Origin of the sequence: Oxynema mangrovii CENA135 (genome assembly GCF_016632315.1) — a bacterium.
In the GTDB taxonomy this organism is placed as follows: domain Bacteria; phylum Cyanobacteriota; class Cyanobacteriia; order Cyanobacteriales; family Laspinemataceae; genus Oxynema; species Oxynema aestuarii.
This window is the reverse complement of the sequence record NZ_JAEOXH010000002.1, coordinates 140,814-161,854: the sequence shown is the minus strand read 5'-3', so window position 1 is coordinate 161,854 and position 21,041 is coordinate 140,814. Positions and strand designations below refer to the sequence as shown.

17 protein-coding genes and 1 CRISPR repeat array are annotated in these 21,041 nt (G+C 49.9%); of the genes, 11 read left to right on the top strand and 6 right to left on the bottom strand.

Annotated features, from left to right (window positions below):
- The first annotated feature begins 3 nt into the window (after positions 1-3).
- From cas3 to cas5, 4 genes are all read left to right on the top strand, one after another.
- Positions 4-2,283: a CRISPR-associated helicase Cas3' gene (gene cas3 / locus JJD41_RS14565; protein WP_200667641.1), complete on the top strand. Its 2,280-nt coding sequence runs from the start codon at positions 4-6 to the stop codon at positions 2,281-2,283.
- Positions 2,271-3,857, top strand: a complete 1,587-nt coding sequence (cmx8, locus tag JJD41_RS14560; RefSeq protein ID WP_200667629.1) for a type I-MYXAN CRISPR-associated protein Cmx8 — start codon at positions 2,271-2,273, stop codon at positions 3,855-3,857. The genes cas3 and cmx8 overlap by 13 nt, the downstream gene beginning before the upstream one ends.
- Before the next feature lie 69 nt (positions 3,858-3,926).
- Entirely contained in the window at positions 3,927-4,856 is a 930-nt protein-coding gene (gene cas7i / locus JJD41_RS14555) for a type I-B CRISPR-associated protein Cas7/Cst2/DevR (RefSeq protein ID WP_200667627.1), read from the top strand.
- Positions 4,843-5,526 (top strand): type I-MYXAN CRISPR-associated protein Cas5/Cmx5/DevS, encoded by a 684-nt coding sequence (cas5, locus tag JJD41_RS14550; protein WP_370583848.1) that lies wholly within the window; start codon positions 4,843-4,845, stop codon positions 5,524-5,526. Before cas7i ends, cas5 begins: the two co-directional genes overlap by 14 nt.
- Before the next feature lie 405 nt (positions 5,527-5,931).
- Positions 5,932-7,875: a CRISPR direct-repeat array (repeat unit 36 nt; unit sequence GTGCAATTCCTTCGATCGCCGTTAGGCGTTGAGCAC).
- 341 nt (positions 7,876-8,216) lie between these two features.
- Here cas5 and JJD41_RS14545 read toward each other — a convergent pair.
- A complete protein-coding gene (locus tag JJD41_RS14545) occupies positions 8,217-8,876 on the bottom strand; it encodes a sigma-70 family RNA polymerase sigma factor (protein WP_200667623.1) in 660 nt (219 codons plus the stop codon).
- Positions 8,877-9,540: 664 nt separating this feature from the next.
- Between JJD41_RS14545 and JJD41_RS14540 the strand changes: the two genes are divergently transcribed.
- Complete coding sequence (locus JJD41_RS14540) at positions 9,541-10,122, top strand: VOC family protein (RefSeq protein ID WP_200667621.1); 582 nt, start codon at positions 9,541-9,543, stop codon at positions 10,120-10,122.
- A 439-nt stretch (positions 10,123-10,561) separates the two neighbouring features.
- On the opposite strand, the gene JJD41_RS14535 is transcribed toward JJD41_RS14540, so the two are convergent.
- The 3 genes from JJD41_RS14535 to JJD41_RS14525 all read right to left on the bottom strand — a co-directional run bounded on the left by JJD41_RS14535 (position 10,562) and on the right by JJD41_RS14525 (position 14,690).
- Positions 10,562-11,491: a LysR family transcriptional regulator gene (locus JJD41_RS14535; RefSeq protein ID WP_200667618.1), complete on the bottom strand. Its 930-nt coding sequence runs from the start codon at positions 11,489-11,491 to the stop codon at positions 10,562-10,564.
- A 904-nt stretch (positions 11,492-12,395) separates the two neighbouring features.
- Positions 12,396-13,205: a pentapeptide repeat-containing protein gene (locus JJD41_RS14530; protein WP_200667616.1), complete on the bottom strand. Its 810-nt coding sequence runs from the start codon at positions 13,203-13,205 to the stop codon at positions 12,396-12,398.
- A 1,053-nt stretch (positions 13,206-14,258) separates the two neighbouring features.
- On the bottom strand, positions 14,259-14,690 hold the full coding sequence (locus JJD41_RS14525) for a hypothetical protein (protein WP_200667614.1): 432 nt from the start codon (positions 14,688-14,690) through the stop codon (positions 14,259-14,261).
- Between the two features lie 343 nt (positions 14,691-15,033).
- Here JJD41_RS14525 and JJD41_RS14520 point away from each other — a divergent pair, with 343 nt between their 5' ends.
- The 5 genes from JJD41_RS14520 (at position 15,034) to JJD41_RS14500 (ending at position 19,244) form a co-directional block, all read left to right on the top strand.
- Positions 15,034-15,669 (top strand): esterase/lipase family protein, encoded by a 636-nt coding sequence (locus JJD41_RS14520; RefSeq protein WP_200667612.1) that lies wholly within the window; start codon positions 15,034-15,036, stop codon positions 15,667-15,669.
- Between the two features lie 82 nt (positions 15,670-15,751).
- Complete coding sequence (gene rsmA / locus JJD41_RS14515) at positions 15,752-16,594, top strand: 16S rRNA (adenine(1518)-N(6)/adenine(1519)-N(6))-dimethyltransferase RsmA (protein WP_200667610.1); 843 nt, start codon at positions 15,752-15,754, stop codon at positions 16,592-16,594.
- 8 nt (positions 16,595-16,602) lie between these two features.
- Complete coding sequence (ispE, locus tag JJD41_RS14510; RefSeq protein WP_200667608.1) at positions 16,603-17,547, top strand: 4-(cytidine 5'-diphospho)-2-C-methyl-D-erythritol kinase; 945 nt, start codon at positions 16,603-16,605, stop codon at positions 17,545-17,547.
- A 45-nt stretch (positions 17,548-17,592) separates the two neighbouring features.
- The gene (locus JJD41_RS14505) at positions 17,593-17,916 is read left to right on the top strand and encodes a DUF3082 domain-containing protein (RefSeq protein ID WP_200667606.1); all 324 of its coding nucleotides are present in this window, start codon (positions 17,593-17,595) and stop codon (positions 17,914-17,916) included.
- Between the two features lie 122 nt (positions 17,917-18,038).
- Positions 18,039-19,244: a methyltransferase domain-containing protein gene (locus JJD41_RS14500; RefSeq protein WP_200667604.1), complete on the top strand. Its 1,206-nt coding sequence runs from the start codon at positions 18,039-18,041 to the stop codon at positions 19,242-19,244.
- Between the two features lie 148 nt (positions 19,245-19,392).
- Here JJD41_RS14500 and JJD41_RS14495 read toward each other — a convergent pair whose 3' ends face one another.
- Entirely contained in the window at positions 19,393-20,262 is an 870-nt protein-coding gene (locus tag JJD41_RS14495) for a choice-of-anchor L family PEP-CTERM protein (RefSeq protein ID WP_234488837.1), read from the bottom strand.
- A gap of 209 nt (positions 20,263-20,471) precedes the next feature.
- On the opposite strand from JJD41_RS14495, the gene JJD41_RS14490 reads away from it, so the two are divergent.
- Entirely contained in the window at positions 20,472-20,687 is a 216-nt protein-coding gene (locus JJD41_RS14490; protein ID WP_200667602.1) for a hypothetical protein, read from the top strand.
- A gap of 111 nt (positions 20,688-20,798) precedes the next feature.
- Here JJD41_RS14490 and JJD41_RS14485 read toward each other — a convergent pair whose 3' ends face one another.
- Entirely contained in the window at positions 20,799-20,990 is a 192-nt protein-coding gene (locus JJD41_RS14485) for a hypothetical protein (protein ID WP_168571608.1), read from the bottom strand.
- Positions 20,991-21,041 lie beyond the last annotated feature (51 nt).

Sequence of the window (21,041 nt, the reverse complement as noted above, 5' to 3'; positions counted from 1 at the left end):
TCGATGAAATACGAGCTATTGGCGAAAAGTAAGCCTCAACGCAGCCTCCAAGAACACTTGACAGATACAGAAGAAGCGGCTCGTTCTATTTTTCGCGATCGCATTTTGGAAAATTGGTGTCGTTTTTTCAAGGCTGACTCCGTTTTCTTTCTACGGCTTCTGCGCGTGGCATCGCTGTTCCATGACGTTGGGAAAGCCAATCCAGAATTTCAGGAAATGTGTCGTGGTGCAAATATTAAACAAACCTTGCGACATGAATGGCTTTCGGCGTTGATTCTCCATTTAGAAAGTGTTCGAGAGTGGTTATTAACTGCGAAGGATGTCGATATTGAAGTCATCGTGGCTGCCGTCCTCGGTCATCACATGAAGGCTGATGTTAAATGGGCAGATACGTGCCAAACTGAAGTTCGACAACTGACCCTGGATTTAAACTCAAAACAAATCCAGTCGATCTTGAACGAAATTCGCCACCTTTTAGAAATCGATCCCTCACCGCCCCAACTTCCCAATACTTGGAATTTCAACGATCGAGTCTGGGTCGCCGCTCGAAAAAATGCGGGTTTGGCGGGTAAGAAAAAATTTCGCGATGCAATTCGACGCGACGCTTCCCGCCGCAGCTTACATTTAGCCGTTAAAGCGGGTGTGGTTGCCGCAGATACGGCAGCTTCTGGACTCGTTCGTGAAGGTCATTCAATCCAAGAATGGCTCGACAATCATTTGCATAAACCGAGGTTAACGGTTGAGGATATCGATCGCGACATTCTCGAAGCCAAGTATCAGGAGTTGGAGGAACGATTTGGGCATCCGTTTGGTTTTGATGATTTGTTTAAATTTCAAAGAAACGCTCAAAACTTGGGCGATCGCGCTTTGTTGCGGGCGGGTTGCGGTCGAGGAAAAACCTTAGCAGCGTATCTTTGGGTACGTGGCGTAATCTGTCGAGGAAGCTACAAAATCGGTCGTGTCTTGTTTCTCTATCCCACTCGCGGCACCGCCACGGAAGGTTTTAAAGATTACGTGCAAGCGGCACCGGAATCCGATGCGGGTTTGTTTCACGGTACGAGCGAGTACGAACTCGAACAATTGATGGAGTCGCCAGAAGACTCCGATTATCGAACTGACCCGCGTTTGTTTGCCTTGGGATTGTGGGGAAAGCGTTATCTTTCCGCAACGGTCGATCGATTTTTGGCGTTTCTATCATTCAACTATGGGTCAACTGTATTGTTGCCGATGTTGGCCGATTCAGCAGTCGTTCTCGATGAAGTTCATGCTTACGATCGACGAATGTTCGATTGGGTTGTTGCGTTCCTCAAAGCGTTTGACGTTCCAGTTTTGTGCATGACGGCGACGTTACCGGAAGTGCGACGAACGGAACTCGAAGACCTCGGATTGGAACTCTATCCCAGCGATCGCAGTGAATTGGAAGCTTTAGCCGAAGAAGAAGAGCGCGATCGCTACCACGTTCAAACCTGCGATCGAACGACAGCACTGCAAAAAGCGATCGAAGCCTATCGAGACGGAAAACGGGTGCTGTGGGTCGTCAATACTGTCGATCGCTGTCAGAAAACTGCTCGCGACCTCAATGATGCTTTAAAAGGAGATGGCGCTAACGTGCTGTGTTATCACAGTCGTTTCAAACTCGTCCATCGCAACCAGCGTCATAAAGAAGTTGTCGAGGCGTTCAAACAGTCGGAAAAACGAGCGATCGCGGTAACGACTCAGGTTTGCGAGATGAGTCTCGACCTCGACGCAGACGTTTTGATAACGGAACTCGCGCCCTGTAGCGCCCTCGTGCAGCGATTTGGGCGCAGTAACCGACACGGTAAGTTAGATTACTCCAAAATCTTCGTCTACGAACCCGAAACCGAAAAACCCTATACCGAGGAATTGCTCGATCGCGCTCGCGAATTTTTGACAACAGTTACAAACGCGCAACCCTACGCCAGTCAAAAGTTACTCGCCGAACAGTTAGAAATTTACGGCGAACGGGAAACTCTCGCAGATGGAAACGCGCCTTTTCTAACCGGAGGCTATTTCGCCTGTAGCGAGCCATTTCGCGATATCGACAATTGGACACACGACTGCGTTTTGGAGGAAGACGTTAAAGCAGCGATCGAACGCATTGAAGCAACAGATGCCAAATGGCACGAGTTGGTACTTCCGGTACCGAATTATGTCACCACTCAAAAACCGAACGATTCCCAGGCGAAGTTTCTCAAATATCTTCGCATTGCGCCAAACAGTAAGTACTGTGACACATTTGGATTTCAATCATGGTTGAACTAATCTATCGACTCGGGCAATTGCCCAGTCCAGCCTATCGTGCCGGACTCGCCGGACTGGTGTTTTTAATTCTCTACTTGCATCGGGATCGACCAGAAACCCGAACTCAGATTCAGGTTGAATTTGATTCGTTAGGCGCGACATTGAGATGCGATCGAGAAGGGTTACAAGCCCTAATAAATCTCGCCTTTGATGCCCGTTACGAACTGAAATGGTCTCAGAATCGAATTCAAAATCCAGTTGAAGTTCGGGAAACTGAAGATGGAAGACTTTATGGCTGGAATCTACTCGTTGTAAACGGCGCACCGTTACGGGAACGAGATTCGTCTGGAATTTGGACTAACTTGTGGTCGGAATGGTTATTAAATACGATCCGGGCAATTCCCAAATCGCGAGAACCGTTTAAACTACGAGCAAACCAGGAGCCTATTTCGATCGAAAAACTTTGGACCGCCTTGCAACGACCCAATTCCAAAGTGGGTTTAAGCTCGTCGGCACTCATCGGTGCTGAAGCGAAAAATGCTGAAGGCGTATCCCTTGACGATACCAACGCACAGCAATTTCTCTTGAATTTTTGGCCTTACGTCAGTCAGCCTTACGTTCCCTGTCGCTTCGATACTGATGGAAAACGCGAAGATTGGGGGTACGCTGTTGCGATTCCCGACGTACAAGATTTAGAAGCCTTTGTCGCAACGTTTCCCGATCTCCTCGATCGCCGCCCTCAAAATCCACCTCAATATAACGGCTACCGACCGTTAGGTGCGCTTGTAGAACTTCCTGAAGAGGCGGCACTTGATTCGCTAAGGCTGATTCGAGAGCGGATGAAATTAACTGATATTGCCAGCACTCTGGAATATGATGTTTTGGGATTTGAAGTCTGTCACGCAGTTCGCTCCGACCCGAAACGTGGAGCGGATCTAATGGCGATTGCCTATATTCAACCAGACTGGGAACGAGACGATCGCTACGCCAAAATTCGCAATACTTTTCGCTGTCCTTGGTTTCGCCGACATTTGCTTCAAAACCTTCTCAAAAATCGTCATTGGACGGCACGTTGGGGAGCTTTGCTCTCAACAGCTTCTCAACAGTGGTTTGAAGACCGCTTCTTTCCTCACGACTGTAAACTTATCTTTAATCGGGAGAAAAACGCTGTGGAACTCTCTGAACTCGCTCAAATTCTCAAATCTCTGTGCGATCGCTATTTGATTGCCCGTTTGGTCAGTAAAAATCAAGAGATTACATGGGACAACAAACATAAACTCGCGCGTCAAGAATTTTTGGCAGTGCGATCGCGAACGGAGAAAACTGCCTTTCGGGAGTATTTCTTTGGAACGCTGTGCAGTCAGGTGACTCCGGTTGTCTCGGCGGTGTCAGATGAGTCATTAACCAAACAAGAAAATTCTAAAAATCGAGAGAATGAGAAATTACGGCAAACCATTGCCTTAGCGGAAGCACTAGAAAAAGATCCAGAAACTGTTCGTGGATTGACGATGTTGGCACTGGCAAGCAACTTCAAAATTGCTGAAAAGATTGATTCGTCTTCAGACAGTAAGTCTCAAGCGTCTCAAGCTAGCTAAACCGTTCGATCTTTAACCTCAGAAACCCGTTAGGGAAACTTTTACCGATTGTTGTAGTGAGGTGTCAAAATGACCCAACACGAGAAACCCCTCAATTTATTTGCCACGGTTTTAACCCATGCTGCCCCCAGTAGCAACTATCGCGGTGAGTCAGAGCAGAACCGCACGGTTTTACAAAAGATCGCACGAGGAGACGAACAATACGCGATTGTTTCTGCCGACTCGATTCGGAATGCTATGCGGGAAACTTTGGCAGAATTGGGATTTCCTTGCAACCGCGAGCGCGTTCAGGATGAAGGACAATTGGCGGTTTCCTTTGAAAGCTTACCCAATCCTGACGAGTACGCTGATGATTGGGCGTTTGGCTACATGGTGGCCAAGGAAAAAACATACGCAGACCAAATGAAACATCCGGCTAAACGCGACAGCATCGTGCGACTCAATACGGCGGTGGCTCTGGCTCCCTATCGATTTGAAGCCAGTCTGCACCAATCTCCCGCGAATGTCGATCGACAACCGCGAACGAAGGTGTTTTGGTTCAATTCTAAGGATTCAGCATTGCTTCATCGCGAAGCCAGTTATACGGCGTTTCAATATCCGTTAGCGTTGTCAGGGCGCGATTGTCAGACGAATCCGAACTGGACGCGGGGACTTTTGCAGACGATCGCTCAATTAAATAATGTTGCTGGCGCACACGCTCGCAGCTATTTCGAGTTTGCACCCCGCTCGATTATCGTTCGTTTAACGCCGAAATTGGTGGCGGGATTTGACACCTACGGCTTTAATGCAGACGGACATTGGTGCGAACTGCACCGTTTGAACGACGAGGATTTACCCGCCGAGGAATTTTGGCTTGGGGGGGCCCTCGTGCGCGATATGGCGATCGAGCGAGCGGACGCTCTGCGCGAAGCAGGTGCGAAACTCTATGCTAATCCCGATCGACTGTTTGAAGATTTGGCTGAGGCGTTTTTAGGGGGGTCGGATCGTGCTGCTGCTTAGGTTGAAAGCTCCTTTTGCGGCGTTTCGGTTGTTGCAAGCGGGTCGGTTTCGATCGACGGCTCCAACGATGTCTCCCACAGCAGCTTACGGTTTGTTACTCAATTTAGCAGCGATCGAAACCCGCGACTGGCGTAAGATTGCTAAATCGGCGACACCAATGCTTAAAAATTTGCCAAAAGCGGAGATTGCGATCGCCAATTTGGTTGAACCAGAAACTGCAACGCTATTGCAACAATTGCATAATGTCCCAGTGGGAAAAGTTCCACCGGAAAATTGGGAGCGCACGAAGGGCTGTAAGCCGAATATTAAACCCGTGCGGCGAGAAGTACTCGTAAACTTTAAAGCAGTTGTTGCTGTACGCTGTGAGGAGGAGTTGCGATCGCGGATCGTGGCAGGTTTGAACGGGGAATTCAACAGCGATCGCTATGGTTTACCGTTTGCAGGGGACAACAACTTTTTGTTTGACGAGATCGAGGTCTTTTCCGGGAGCGAACCCTTACATTGGTACGCTCGGATGGCAGATGACGACTTGCCGCGATCGGGCGTTTGTCGGCTGACGACGTGGATCGATCGCGATAAATCTCACCAAACTAAAGTCGAGCCGTTCGCACCTATTTTAGAGCCAACGGTAGACCCTCCACGGGAAGCCTGGACGACTTTGCCACCGTAATCGTTATTGTCCGGTGGCGAGATCGCCTCTGCTCGTCGGCGTCTCTCGATGTTCGTTGGCGATCGGTTAACCTAAGTCTATGCGTGATTCCGATAGAAATACCGAATCCATCGATCGAAGGGGGTCACCGGACTCGAACAAGAACGGCGATCGGATTTTGCAAGCACTATTCGGTGTAGCAATCAATCGGTGGTCAAAAAGTGTTGGAATCCTGAGTAGCTCGGCATTTGAGGATATTAGGAGACTCGCCCGATACTTGTAATTTTTGAATCGTAGTCTGGGTAAGGGTTTTGGCTGTCGGAGTTTTTAAGGTTAAGTGTTACATACCAAATTTTCGCGTATTTGCACGAGGTGCTTGTAAAATAGTCTGCGGATGGGGAGTCAGTCTGGGATTCCGACCCCGCTGTGCAATTCCTTCGATCGCCGTTAGGCGTTGAGCACACCAGTTGGATCCCTTTGACAATTTGGGTCGTGGCGGTGCAATTCCTTCGATCGCCGTTAGGCGTTGAGCACGAGATGGAAGTTGGGGCGGACACGTCATTTCTTCCAGTGCAATTCCTTCGATCGCCGTTAGGCGTTGAGCACGGCAAAGTCGGTGAATTCTTCTCCGGCTGGGGTAAAAAGTGCAATTCCTTCGATCGCCGTTAGGCGTTGAGCACCATAGACCCGCAGAGAGCAACCCACTTGAAGGTTTATTGTGCAATTCCTTCGATCGCCGTTAGGCGTTGAGCACATTGTTGGCAAGCTGCGTAGGGAAAATCTCACTTATTCTGTGCAATTCCTTCGATCGCCGTTAGGCGTTGAGCACTTGGGAGAAACCATTCCGAGAGCGATAAATTCCTTGTAGTGCAATTCCTTCGATCGCCGTTAGGCGTTGAGCACTCGTCTCGGTAGGCTTGCTTCGCTTTCGGATCGATCTTGTGCAATTCCTTCGATCGCCGTTAGGCGTTGAGCACGATACTGGAATCGAAGCTAGATCAACTGCACTTGAGGCGTGCAATTCCTTCGATCGCCGTTAGGCGTTGAGCACGATCGACTTTTAAGCTTGCCTCTCGACAGCTTTTCCTCGTGCAATTCCTTCGATCGCCGTTAGGCGTTGAGCACCCGAGTAGGTAAAAATAGTGGCACCTCAAGGGTGCCGGTGTGTGCAATTCCTTCGATCGCCGTTAGGCGTTGAGCACGAGGAGTCACCCCCACACCTCACCCAGAGAACCCCCAGGTGCAATTCCTTCGATCGCCGTTAGGCGTTGAGCACAGAGTAACACCACTGAGATTGGCGCCATATAAATCTGTGCAATTCCTTCGATCGCCGTTAGGCGTTGAGCACCTTCTCCGGCCAACATGATGAACTTGGTCGGAAAGTGCAATTCCTTCGATCGCCGTTAGGCGTTGAGCACCGTCGGATCGCCCGCGCGACGGGGGTGACTTTTGTTGCCGTGCAATTCCTTCGATCGCCGTTAGGCGTTGAGCACTGCCACCTCAAGGCAAAATCGTCGAGACTCGTGAATTGCGTGCAATTCCTTCGATCGCCGTTAGGCGTTGAGCACTCTCAATTTACGTTGATTGGGTTGCTCGACTTCCACCTCGTGCAATTCCTTCGATCGCCGTTAGGCGTTGAGCACGAACCAGTATTACGATCCCTTTAGCGGCCCTCCCCGAAGTGCAATTCCTTCGATCGCCGTTAGGCGTTGAGCACAAGGGGCCTGTTTCTTCGATTGGAAAATCTCCGTGCAATTCCTTCGATCGCCGTTAGGCGTTGAGCACACGCTATCTCAGCTCGTCAGCCACGTCCTGCTTCGGCAGTGCAATTCCTTCGATCGCCGTTAGGCGTTGAGCACGCAATCAGTTCCCGGACGAAATATCGTGTTTTGTCCCCGGTGCAATTCCTTCGATCGCCGTTAGGCGTTGAGCACTCGTCGGATGCTCGCTTTTTCAAAGCGGGTGGGGTGTTGGTGCAATTCCTTCGATCGCCGTTAGGCGTTGAGCACGACAGACAGGGCAATTCGCAATTTGCCTGAGCGCCGTGCAATTCCTTCGATCGCCGTTAGGCGTTGAGCACGTGCTGACGCGAGTAGACGTCAATACGCAACAAGTCGAGTGCAATTCCTTCGATCGCCGTTAGGCGTTGAGCACCGGAAGTCGGTCGAATGGATCGACTGCCTCGAAATCGTGCAATTCCTTCGATCGCCGTTAGGCGTTGAGCACGAGGAGTACGCAATGGGCAATCCTATTCTCCCCTATGTGCAATTCCTTCGATCGCCGTTAGGCGTTGAGCACTTATGGGTTCAACTGTCGAAGGTGTTGATAAAAGTCGTGCAATTCCTTCGATCTCCGTTAGGGGTCGAATACTAAGAATATCCTGGAAAATTTTTTTAACTCTAACCCAGCACGATCCCCCGTCCCTGGAATAGGCGACGATCGCCCCGTGTCAAGTAAATGTTGCATTTTTTTACAAAGTCTGTTACATTTATTTACAAAGCAACCCGACGACGACCCCCTCAAGGAATCGTCCGGAGGGGAGCCGTCGAAGTTGCTAAATAACAAAATCAATTAAAAAAGCACGATATTTTAGATTTTTCTCTCTCTCTTAAGTCAAGACCTCGATTCGCACTAGCTTGGGCTATAAGCTAGTGCTTTTTATTGGGCTTTGATTGGGCTTTGGATGGGGCGATCGCCGCCACGGCGGGGGTTCAGGACTGCTGCATCGCTTCTCGGTCGGGCGCCGCCGCCGCACCTTTGCGCTTCAAATAAATCGTGCGGATATCGATAGGCAGCAAATTTTCCAAACGGTGATAGCCCTCGTCGAGCAAAGCGCGCACGTCAGCCGGGGAGAGGGTTTCGCCTTCCGCTTGCAGGTAAGCGCCGATCCGAGTTTCGCTCCAATGAAACGTTTGGGCCATCAACACCGTCAGGCGCAAAATTGGCGGCAGTTGGTCGAGGGTTTGTTCCAGATAGCACCACAACGGCGGGGGCGCCGCCTCCAGGGAATAGTGGATCGACTCCACCGGGGGAACCTGGATGCGTTGCAAACATAAAGCAGTCGTTTCGATCAGCCAGGTTTGTAACGTAAAACCGGGAGTACGTTCCTGCGCGGCGCGCAAATCGAGACCGCGAAGTTCGTGGAAAATATGGCGCCAGGTCAAGGCAAATAGGTAATCGCCTTGAACCGGGGATTTAGCTTGATGTTGGATCAGGGTGTAAACGAGGGTGTGGTAGCGGCAAAAAATGGCGACGAAGTATTTACCTTCATCCGGGTGGATTTGAAACAGATTGAGCAATTCGCGATCGCTGTAGTGAAACAGCGCTTTGACCAGGGAGTGGTTGCATTCAGGAAAATTAGGCGGTTGCACGGTTTGAACTCACGAACTAGCTGGATATGGAAACGAACGGCGATCGCGTGCGGGCAATCTGCCTGTTGGCGCGCGGCGATCGCCGTAACCTATTATTGTTAGTCATTCTCGGCAAAAGTTCGCCGTTGCCCGAGCGACCCCGATGGGATGAGGTCGATCTCGGCTTGTTACAATTAAACTTGGCACTCCCACGCCTAAAGACAGTGGGATTCTTGGTTCGACGACAAGACTTACACATTCAACCCGGAAGCCAAATGTCTAGAGATCTTTATCTCCCCAAGCGTTCGCCCCCATTTCAGGGAACCCGTTCCGGTCTGCCCCACCGTACAAAGGAGTCCAAAAATCTTGAGTCTGCGGACTTGAAGCTCGAAGCTTTTACCCACACGAGCGATTTTCCATGTGGAAGCGACAAGCTTCAGTTTTCAAGGTTCCGACCTTCCGATGCCAGGGGGTTAACGAGGTTCGTTACCCGTACCTCAAGCGCAATTTTAGCCAGCAATGCAGCAGTTGTGCCACATCTCCAATCAAGCTCCCCTGGAAAGACCCGGTTTTAGACCCCAAATTTTCGATAAATTGCTTCGAGCTTTAACGAGTTTTCGGCGATCGCTCAACGGCAATATCTTGATTGCTAAATTCTAGCTTTGCTTTCCCCTCTGATAAATACATGGATCTAACCGTTAGTTTTAGTTTGACCTCAAGCGCAATTGTAGCGGCGTTCCCCCTCGATAGTTTGTTTTCGACTCAGGGGATCATGATTATGCTGCTGGCAGCTTATGCCGTAGCAATGTGGATGTTTTTGACCAGCGCGCCCAAAGTCTACACGATTATGGTGTCCGACTTAGAAATTGCCCGTCAGTTTTACGAAGGGATGCTAGAGTTGCCTGCGGCGGACGTCCCCTTGCACTATTACTACAACTACGAACAAACATTAGGGGGGGCAGGCATCGATCCACTCTACCTCTCTTCCGCCAGTCTCGGCGCCCCGACCACCCAGGGATTGGGCGGATCTGACGGACTGTGGTACACCCTCAAGAAGAATACCCAGCTTCACGTCATTTCAGGAGCGAGTTTGGGCCACAAAAATCGGCAGCGTCACGTCGGTTTCGATCGCGACGGCTTAGAAGCGATTTTATTGCGCGTACAAGCCTTGGGCGTCAAATACAAGATTCGTCGGGAAAAACCGCTCAACTTTTTGGTCAAAGATATCGAAGGACGGACGATTGAAATGGCTGAAGTTTCTAGTTAATGCCCACAAAAGCGCACAAAAGCCCACAAAAGCCCCCAGATGGGGGCTTTTCAATTTGTTTCAATTCGATTGAAAGATCGGGAACTTCGGTATATTGCTGCAATTGGTCACCCCCCTCAATTGACACTCCCCGCCCTAGAAGTGCGGCGATCCTCGGGCTGAATCTTGCCTCTATCGATCTAGGTCAACTTTGGTCTTACAGTTTCATGTCTGACTCGACTACACTCTCTCAAGCAAGCCTCTTAACGAGTCACTCCCACCAGCATAAATTTGGGTAGGCCCTACCCTATTTCATGGCTTGGCGTCCTTACAGTTTGGACTTATTTTTACACCGTCGAAGGGACGGGGTTTTAAACCCAGTTTTTTTGAGAACGCCGATCTCCCCTCGTTTAACCCCCGAAGATTCTAAGCCGCGCGATCGCCCCAATGGCGACCTGATTCAATCGGTAATTTTAAAGTCGGCGGTCTCCTGCGCGACTTTGCGACCTTCATTGAGCAAGTAATCGAAAAAGGTTTGCGCCACCACGGACAATTGTTTGCCCGCCGGATAAATAACGTGCCAGTAGCGGCGAATCGGGAAGTGTTGGACGTCGAGAATGGTCAGGCGCTTCATCGACCCTTCCAGGGCTAGGGTATGGCGCGAGAGAACCGAAATACCGAAGCCTCCGGCGATCGCCTGTTTGATCGCTTCATTACTGCCGAGATCGAGACGCACTTTGACATCGACTTCTTTTTGATCGAATAACTCTTGAACCGCACTGCGCGTTCCCGAACCCGGTTCGCGCATGATAAACGGTTCCCCGTTCAGCCGTTCGATCGGGATATTTTTCTCCTTGGCGAGGGGATGATTGGTCGGCGCCAAAACCACCAACGGATTTTCCAAGAAGGGCTGACAACTGATATCCTTACTTTCAGGCGGATTGCTCAGGATGTAAAGATCGTCCAAGTTTTGATTGAGGCGATCGAGAAGTCCCTCGTGATTCATCACGTTGAGGGAAACTTCGACCCCGGGATAGCGCTGGCAAAACGGCCCGAGTAAGCGCGGAATCACATACTTCGCCGTCGTGATCACGCTCAAACGCAATTGACCTTGTTTCATGCCTTTGAGATCGGCCACGGTCATTTCAAATTGAGTCAAGCGCTCGAACACATCCCGACAGGTTACGAGTAATTCTTGTCCCGCTTCCGTGAGATATAACTTCTTGCCGACTTGCTCGAATAGGGGCATTCCCACTGCTTTACCGAGCTGTTTGACTTGCATGGAAACGGACGGTTGCGTCAGAAACAGCTCTTCTGCGGCACGAGTAAAACTCCCATGTCGGGCTGCAGCTTCAAACACTTTAAGTTGATGCAGTGTTGCCTGCTTCAAAACCCTTTCTCCTTTACCCAAAAATCTATAAACTAAAACTTATTATAACTATCAAAAGCTGTGACTTTTCTTTATAGTAGGCTTGCGTTAATATAAGTTTACGTTAAATAACTGTAAGACTTCCTTCCTTCATCGGGGCGTTGCCCGAGAAATCGATTTTCTCAAGGGAATACCTGTAGTCATTATCTCCTGCTTACTACCCTGACGAACGTCGGTGACCGCGCAACGCTTTTTTACTGACTCCCTTTAAAATTGCAGGGGAGGCGATCGCCTCCTTCGGGAATATCCTCCCGAACAGCGCTTTCCACTTGACTTTTCTCCTTTACCGATTAGATTTGGCGGCAGGAATTTTCCCGAGTGATTCTACTCGCTAGTAGCTCAGTGTTCCTTACTCCTGTTACTGGTATATTTCCTGCTCGTATTTCCGGCTAGCCTAGGGGTTTTTCCCCTAGGTTTTTTATTGAACCGAATTGCTTCTGTAGTTCTTGCCTTTCCGAATCCACCCAGGCAAGCTATTTCCGTACAAACGGCAATCCAGCCACCCAGCAATAGCTCTCACCAAATTGAGGATGGCTAGATCGCCAATGATTATAGAATTCGTAAAAAAAATTAACGTTTTGAGGGGTTGGGGGAGCCATAAGTCCCCCTCAAAAATTTTCAATTGAGCGTTGGGATCGGTGGACTCCCCAAACATGCTAACCTACTCCCTAACCGAGACCGAAATAGCGAAAACTAAGGTAGATCCATACAAGTTTTTTGTGGACAACCTGTAGTTTCTATAAATCTTAAGAACTAGGATAGCGCCGATCGCCTAGATCTAAGACCAAGAAGTTCGCTTCCAAGCAGTCTATTGGGTTGTTGCCCGAGCTGTCCGAGCTATATTCTTTGAATCGGCGTGGGTCCTTCACGAAGGCAATCCAGGGCGGGGTAAATCGAAATGATTGCTAGATGAATGAGAAGGATGTGAAGAGTTCAGAAAAGTTACGTAAGACATATTGGCATGTTGTTTCGGTGGGGGACTCGGTTCTGGCGATCGCATTCCCGGCCCGTGTTCTTGATACAAACCGATCGCCCCTTCCAGTTTTGCCTGAGCTAAATTGGCACCACTTAAATCGGCACCACTTAAATTGGCTCCATTTAAGTTAGCATTTAATAAATTGGCATTTCTCAAGCTCACGCCACTCAAATTAGCATCGCTTAAATCCGCTTCGACCAAACGAGCATCACTCAAATCCGCATTGGATAAATTCGCTCCCATCATTTGAGCGTGACCGAGATTAGTCCCCGCCAGATTCGCCCCACTCAGATTCGCCCCACTTAATTCAGCACCAATTAAATTCGCCCCTTCCAGAGAAGCCCCGCTTAAATTAGCTTCTTCTAAATGAGTATTCACCAAACTAGCAAACACCAAATCCGCACCTCCCAAGTCGGCGTGATGGAGTTTGGCATCTAACAGATTGACGCCTTTCCCATCAATCCCGCTTAGATCGCTATTTCCTAAATCCGTAGCGACCAAGTTCGCAAAACTGAGATCCGCACCACTTAAGTTAGCCCCGGCGAGATTGGTTCCATTGAGATTGGCAAACATTAATTTAGCCCCACTCAAATCCGCCCCACTCAGATTGACCCGAGTCAGATGGGCATCTCTAAGGTCGCCTCCCTGACATTGTTTGGTTGCCAGTAAGCGTTTGATATGGGAGTTATTGGCAGACATATCCTTATCCTCCGATCCTAGAACTGCCGATTTCTCGCGTTAGAAACCAGCAGGTAAAATGCTTCGTAACAATGCACAGGGCGTTTTACCCGCCGCAAAAATTTAAAAACCCACTGTTATTTACACGGAATCTGAGAAATTTCAGGACAGTTCGCCAGAAAATCGGGCTTCCAGTAGCCAAGTCTCGCTTAACTTCGCAGAACATCGGCTTTAATAAGTATGTATGTATTGGCATTAATCCAAACAGTTGTAAGGATAAGCAAAACAAAAGTTACTCCCGAATAAAGACAGGAGCGATTGAAGGCAAGAACCATGTTTCTTCCGATCCAAAAATCGATCGCCTACCCATCGGTAAACATGAGTCTACTTGCTCGTTGGGGGGAGGTGGAGATCGGGGGTCAATGCAACCACTTGAAAGAGCAAGAAAGCAAAAGTCATCGAACGATTGAAATATTGACCCTATATTCTTTGTTGATAAAAAAACCTCCCAGTCAACTGACTAGGAGGAAGTCAGGGTGCAACTGGTTTATTTCTTCCTAGATTGACCGATAACTCCGGACTTGTTTTGAGCTTTTTGAGAGAATCGGGTCGCGCGAACCCCAGTACTAACCGATTCACGGGATCGAAAGACCGCTCAAAAGCTGGCCCCTTGACCGTTTGATTCTAAATGGCTATATTATGTGTTAGATTTAAAGTCATATTATTGTTGAGATTGATATACATAATTTATTTTTATGCCAATAACTCATCGGGCAATTGAGTTGCTGTTCGCCCCTCTCAAAAGTTGATTGTTTGTCTCAAATCAACTTATTTATAAAATTATGATTAACCGACCGATTAACTTCGCTGTTTTTCGTGTAGATCGCAACAATTCGAGGATAATATTTTAATGCGATTCTCAAGTCCTTATCCGGGCGAAAAATAGGCGGGTTCTCATTTTATAATTTGGCCATCGTAGGGAATCTATCAATTCTAGACAAAAAAATAGCCCCGATCGCGGGGCGTAAAAGTAAGCGTCAGAGTGAGTCTGTCGCCAATCGTCGCAAGTTTTGATTAGCGATTGCCCATTTGGTTAGCCATTTCCAGGAAAGAACTCATGTTCGCACCGGGACGACGGCGAGGGGTGCTCGCCGTGGGAACCAGGTATTCAGTGGCAAAACCGCCGACGGGTTGGGGTTCGCTTTTCGGTGCCGCAGGAGCTTTGGCGGGTTGCGGCTTGGGTGCGGGGGCAGGTGCGGGCTTGGCTTTTTCAGCTTTGGCAGGTTCGGCTTTGGCTTTTTCAGCTTTGGCGGGTTCGGCTTTGGCTTTTTCTGCTTTAGCAGGTTCCGCTTTTTCAGCTTTAGCAGGTTCCGCTTTGGCGGGGGCCGGACTGCTGCTGTCGGTCTCCCCTAAGTCGAGGTAGTAGTCGGATTTTTTGTTTAAGCCAAACAGTCCACCGAGGAAACCGAAAATGCCACCAAACAATTTCTTAATAAAACCGAACATGGTGATTGCTCCTTAAATTACTGCTGAACGGACTTGAGTGATTTCACTGGAGGGCGAACGACTCAAGTGCGACTCGAAAAATTAAGACTGTCATGAACAATTATGAAGTTACGGGGGCGATCGCCACAACATCTCGCTATTATTTGTTATAAAAATTTACAAATATGCGAATTTTTGGCAATTTTGGCGGGGCGATCGTTCACGGATCTAAACAAAATTAAGAATTGCAATCGAAGTGTGGCCCACCTGAGAAACTGTCCCGAGCCGATCGCCCTTCCCGGGTGGGGCAACGTACACTAAACTCACAGCCACTGAAATGACCTACGCCGGGAGTCAAAAACCCATGCAGAACTCTATTCGGAAAAACCCCGTTCTCCTCGTTCACGGAATCTGGGATAAAGGAACGATTTTTAAACCGATGTCGGCTTATTTACGACAATACGGATGGGAAGTTCACACCGTCGATCTCGAACCGAATGATAGTTCCGTCGGACTCGACCAACTCGCCCAACAAGTGCGCGACTATGCGGACTGTCATCTCTCGGACGATCGCCCCTTCGACCTTCTCGGTTTTAGCATGGGCGGCCTCGTCAGTCGGTATTACTTGCAACGGTTGGGGGGGGTCGATCGCGTCGATCGCTTCATCACAATTTCCTCGCCCCATAATGGAACCTGGACCGGATACGCTTTAGCCCTCGAAGGAAGTATCCAAATGCGTCCGAATAGCCCCTTTTTGCAAGACCTCAATCGCGACGCGATCGAAACCTTGAGTCGGGTTAATTTTACCTCGATCTGGACTCCCTTCGATTTAATGATTCTCCCTGCCAACAGTTCGCAATTGCCCGTGGGCGATGAAGTTAAAATTTCCGTGGGTTTGCATCGCTGGATGGTCAGCGATCGCCGTTGCCTCGACACGATCGCCCGTACCCTTTCCCAACCGTGCCCAAAAGCGGCGAAATTGGCGACGATCGCCCGTTAAAACCGCGATCGCGAGATTGTCATCGGGCGATCGCCCCCCTACAATAAAGGATTACCTGAAAAATCCCGATTGCCGATCGCTCATGCCCTCTTCTCGACCTCGAAAACGATTCGCCCAACACTGGCTCAGAAGCGATCGCGCCCTCGCTTCGATCGTCAAAGCTGCCGACCTCTCCCCGGACGATCGCGTCTTAGAAATCGGACCGGGGACGGGGATTTTAACCCGACAATTATTGAGCGCCGCTCGATCGGTGGTCGCCGTCGAAATCGACCGCGATTTATGTGCCAAATTGACGAAAAAATTGGGCGATCGCGACAACTTTTTACTCCTGCAAGGCGACATCCTCGAATTAGATCTCGACCAGATCTTGCAAACCCTCCCCGAACCGTTCCAAAATCCCAATAAAGTTGTCGCCAACATTCCCTACAACATCACCGGACCGATTTTAGAAAAACTGCTCGGCACGATCGCCGCTCCCCATCCCCACCCCTACAAGGCGATCGTCTTGCTCGTCCAGAAAGAAGTTGCCCTACGCTTGCGCGCCAATCCCGGCTCGAAACATTTCGGCGCCTTGTCCGTGCGCGTCCAATATTTAGCCGATTGCGAATTTGTCTGCGACGTGGGCGCCAAAGCCTTTTATCCGCCGCCGAAAGTCGATTCCGCAGTAGTGCGCCTGTTCCCTCGGGAAATTGTCACCGCCGCCGACAACCCGAAACAGTTGGAAACCTTGGTAAAAGTCGGGTTTAGCAGCAAGCGCAAGATGTTAAGAAATAATCTCAAAGCGCTCGTCGATCGCGATCGCCTGACACAATTGTTGGAACGATTAGAAATCAACCCGCAAAGCCGCGCCGAAGATCTCGGCGTCGCCGAGTGGGTGGCTTTGAGCAATTCTTTGCAGCTCGCCCCGGTTAACTTGCAATCGTAAACGAAAAGATGCGCGCGTATACCCTGCTTGCCCCTGCAAAAATTAACTTGTACTTGGAAATTATCGGCGATCGCCCCGACGGCTACCACGAATTGGCGATGGTCATGCAAAGTATCGGCCTGTGCGATCGCGTCAAAGTGCGCCCCAACGGCATCGAAGACTTTCAACTTCACTGCAATCACCCGCAAGTTCCGTGCGATCGCACCAACTTGGCCTATCGCGCCGCCGCATTGCTCAAAGATGAATTTCCCGACAGCTTCGCTCAGTACGGCGCCGCCGAGATCGAAATCGACAAGCAAATCCCCGTCGCTGCCGGACTCGCAGGGGGATCGAGCAACGCCGCCGCCGTGTTGGTCGGCTTGAATTTATTGTGGCAAATCGGCTTAACTCAACCCGAATTGCAAGAATTAGGTGCTCGCTTGGGGGCAGACGTGCCGTTTTGTATCTCCGGTGGCACGGCCTTGGCGACCGGACGGGGCGATCGCCTCGAACCCTTGCCAGATTTGGACGATCTCTGGGTCGTCGTCGGCAAATACCGCACTCTCGCCGTCTCCACCCCGTGGGCGTATAAAACCTACCGCCAAGAATTCGGCAATACCTACGTTTCCCAACCGCAAGATCTCGCCCGCCGCCAACAGCGCGTCCACGCCGGACCGATGGTCGCCGCTATTTCTCATCGCGACGGCGAGGCGATCGCCCGCGAGTTATATAACGATTTAGAAAAAGTCGTTTTACCCGCCTATCCCCACGTCGCCGAACTGCGCGAAACCTTTAAAAAATTCGAGATTTTAGGAACGATGATGTCCGGATCCGGTCCGAGTGTCTTCGCCCTCACTTCCACCCCAGAAACCGCCGAACAAGTCCGCGTAGGGGTGCGTCGGACGATTACCGATCCGGATTTAGAACTGTGGGTCGCGCCATTGAGCAGCCACGGTATTCACATCGCCCCCTAACACTCGGGTCGTCGTGCAGTGAAAATCAACATCGAGACAGTCATTATGAATAAATCCACTGAAAACACCCCCCTCAAAACCAGTGACGGTAAAGAGATTACCCCTTGGCGCTGCTTTACTGGGGCGATCGTCTCCGGCGGGATCGGCTTTCTCTGTTATCTGATGACCTCGGCGATCGCCCAAACCTTTGCCAACAAACCGATTACCTCCACTAAAGTCGCCACTCTCAATATTGCGGCGGCGGTCCGCACCCTCGTCCTCGGGATTAGTACCCTGGGAACCTGCGTTTTCGCGATCGCCGCCCTCGGTTTAGTCGCCTTGGGACTCCAGTTAGCATGGCAGAAAATGAGGGATTCCAGCGCCAATTGAGCGAACTCGAACCTCTGAAGTGCGGGCATCTGGCCCACGAACTCCCGTCCTACCTTTCTCAGTAAAAATTCATCTGGCGATCGTTAAATAAAAAGAGAGCAAACGCCAAATTTTTCGGATCTATGAGCGAGATTTCAACCTCCAACCCCCTCAAACCAGAAAGTACCTATAATGTCGAACAAGCGGTTTTAGAACGCTATCAAGCCGGAGCCGATCGGGTCGAAGCCACCTTGTGCTGTCCCACCGATTACGACGGGCAATATTTAGAAATTCTTCCTCAAGAAATCCTCGATAAAGATTACGGTTGTGGCGATCCCAGTCGTTATGCCAAACCCGGTGAAACCGTCGTCGATCTCGGTTCTGGATCCGGGAAAATTTGCTATATTCTCGCCCAAAAAGTCGGGGCGTCCGGTCGCGTTATCGGCGTCGATTTTAACGATAAAATGCTCGATCTCGCCCGTCGATATCGCGGCGAAATTGCCGATAAAATTGGCTACGATAACGTCCGTTTTGTCAAGGGTAAAATTCAAGATTTAGCCTTGGATCTCGATGCGGCCCATCGCTGGCTGACCCAACATCCGATCGCCTCGGTGGACGATTGGGGAGCCTTTGAAGCCGAGTGCGATCGCCTCCGGCGAGAACACCCCGCGATCGCCGATAATAGCGTCGATTTAGTCGTCTCCAACTGCGTCTTAAATTTAGTGCGATCGGGGGATAAAAAACAGCTTTTTTCCGAAATTTATCGCGTCCTCAAACGCGGCGGTCGCGCGGTGATTTCCGATATTGTTTGCGACGAAGATCCCACCCCCAAAATTCTCAACGATCCGGACTTGTGGAGTGGCTGCATTGCGGGTGCTTTCCGCGAAGATGCCTTTTTAGAAATGTTTGAAGAGGCGGGATTTTACGGCATCGAAATTCTCGTCCGTCAGGAGGAACCCTGGCAAGTTATTGACGGAATCGAGTTTCGTTCGGTGACGGTACAAGCTTTTAAAGGGAAAGACGGGCCGTGTTGGGAACGCAACCAAGCGGTGATTTACCGAGGACCGTGGCAGCAGGTTCTCGATGATGACGGCCATCGGTATCGACGCGGGGAACGAACGGCGGTCTGTGACAAAACTTTCAAACTGTTAACCGCAGAAAATGGCCCGTATTCCGGCGAGTTTATTGCGGTCGAACCCTATCGGGAAATTCCTTTAGAAACTGCGCCAGTTTTTGACTGCGATCGCACGAGTGTACGCCATCCGCGAGAAACGAAAGGTAGCGACTATCGCTTGACGAAAACGAGCGAGGGAAGTGCGTGCTGCGAACCGGAAGGCGGGTGTTGCTAGGGGGTTGAAAGGGTGAAAATCTAGCCGATCGCAAGAGCAACGAGAAAGGCGATCGCCCATTCTTTCATCGATGAATGGCGATCGCCTAATATTGAGATAGAGCGTTAATTTAAAAACGGCATTGAGAGAACAACTCTACAAACAAAAGTTATAGACCTTGTTTTCTTCTCAATCCCCCAAATAATCCGAAACTTCCTATCCCTAATAAGCCGAGTAGTAGACTCGGTTCGGGTACGGAGACGCCAGGATCGGTAACGGGTACCGTTCCCACCGATCCGGCTTGGATGAATACGGCAGAATCTAACAAGCCATCGCCGACATCTTTAATCCGAATACTTAAGGTATTGCGGCTATTTTGAGCGAGCAAGCCTTCAAATCCTAATGTTCGAGTGTAGCCATCCAGTTTAGTGTTCACCCCAGAACCGACCGGATTATTAATGTAGTCGGGATGGTCTAAACTGGGATTGTCATAACTGGGAACGAGGTTGTTAATCGTGACGTTTTGACCGTCGCTGAGTTTGGCAAGATTAATGCCATTTAATAGCAGTTCAAAGGAATCGTTAAATGGACTGCCACCGTACTCGCGAAATTCTTCGGAACCGAAGACGTAGTTAAAAAATAGTTTTTCGACGCTACTATCGGCGAAAAAACTCAGATCGAGTTGAATATTATCCCCCAGTTCGCCGCTAGAATATCCAGGGGGGGCGGTCGGAGCGAAATCGTGGTTCAAGTCAAAACCGTATACAGAAAGGGTATTCTCGCCAGGAATTTCTGCTACTTTTCCCGTACTCAGAACGATCCCGCTTCCCAACCCGAAGGGATCGTCTGTAAACTGACCGAACGCTTCGCTCGATCCGATGGTGGTCAGGGAAAAGTCGCTGAGACCCGTGGTATCCCCGAGGAGAGTATCTAAGAGGTTAGAGGTTCCTGGGGTAATCGAAAACGCCATGACAGGAGTCGCCACAAAGCTGGCGATCGCGCTGAGGCTGGCGATCGCACCTCGATAAGCGTTATACATGATTTTGTTTATTTCCCAACACTAACGAACCAACGATTGAATAGATGACCCCCTTTCGTCTGCTTGACCTGAGACGATCGCAGACTGACGCGCTCCGCAAAAACCAGCTAACCTCTCGTAACGATTCTCGCGCGCGATTTTGTTGCGGTTACATCCTTCAGAACGACTCCCTACTGAGTGGAACGATTCCTGAGAAGAAGGTCTGGTTATTGGCCAAGAATCGATACGATCGCGCGATCGTCTCCAGTCTATTCCAGCTTTATGCAGTTTTCAAGGGGGGATCGCCCCTCAGCCGGATTTACGATAATTGTCTCCCTCGAAATTGCATCGATCGTCCCCATCTCACCTGTTGCCAAAACAACGCCCCTCGGGTCTTGTGGCGATCGACGTTAGTGTTGCTCGATCCGATCTTTAAGATCGATTAAATTTAATCAAAATACTCGAAGAATTGGGGAAAATCTCTCAAAAAAAAGGTGGCTGTACTGGGAAACAGTACAGCCCTATCAAGGAAGAGTATTAAAAAGGTTCGTTTCAAATTAATCTATCGCTTCATTGGGATCGGCAGAATTTTCGAGATTGTCGGGATCGACGTAATGACAGGAGTTATCAAAGCAGATTAATGCCCACCCCGATGCGTCGATGCCCATCAGTTTGTAGGGAGCTTCTTGCACGAAAAATCCCTTGTGGTTGCGGGTTTCCGGCTTGATGGAAACGTTATCAATAGTCATTTTTGCTCAACTCCTTATTTAATCAACAATCCGCAAGAGCAGTGAATTAAA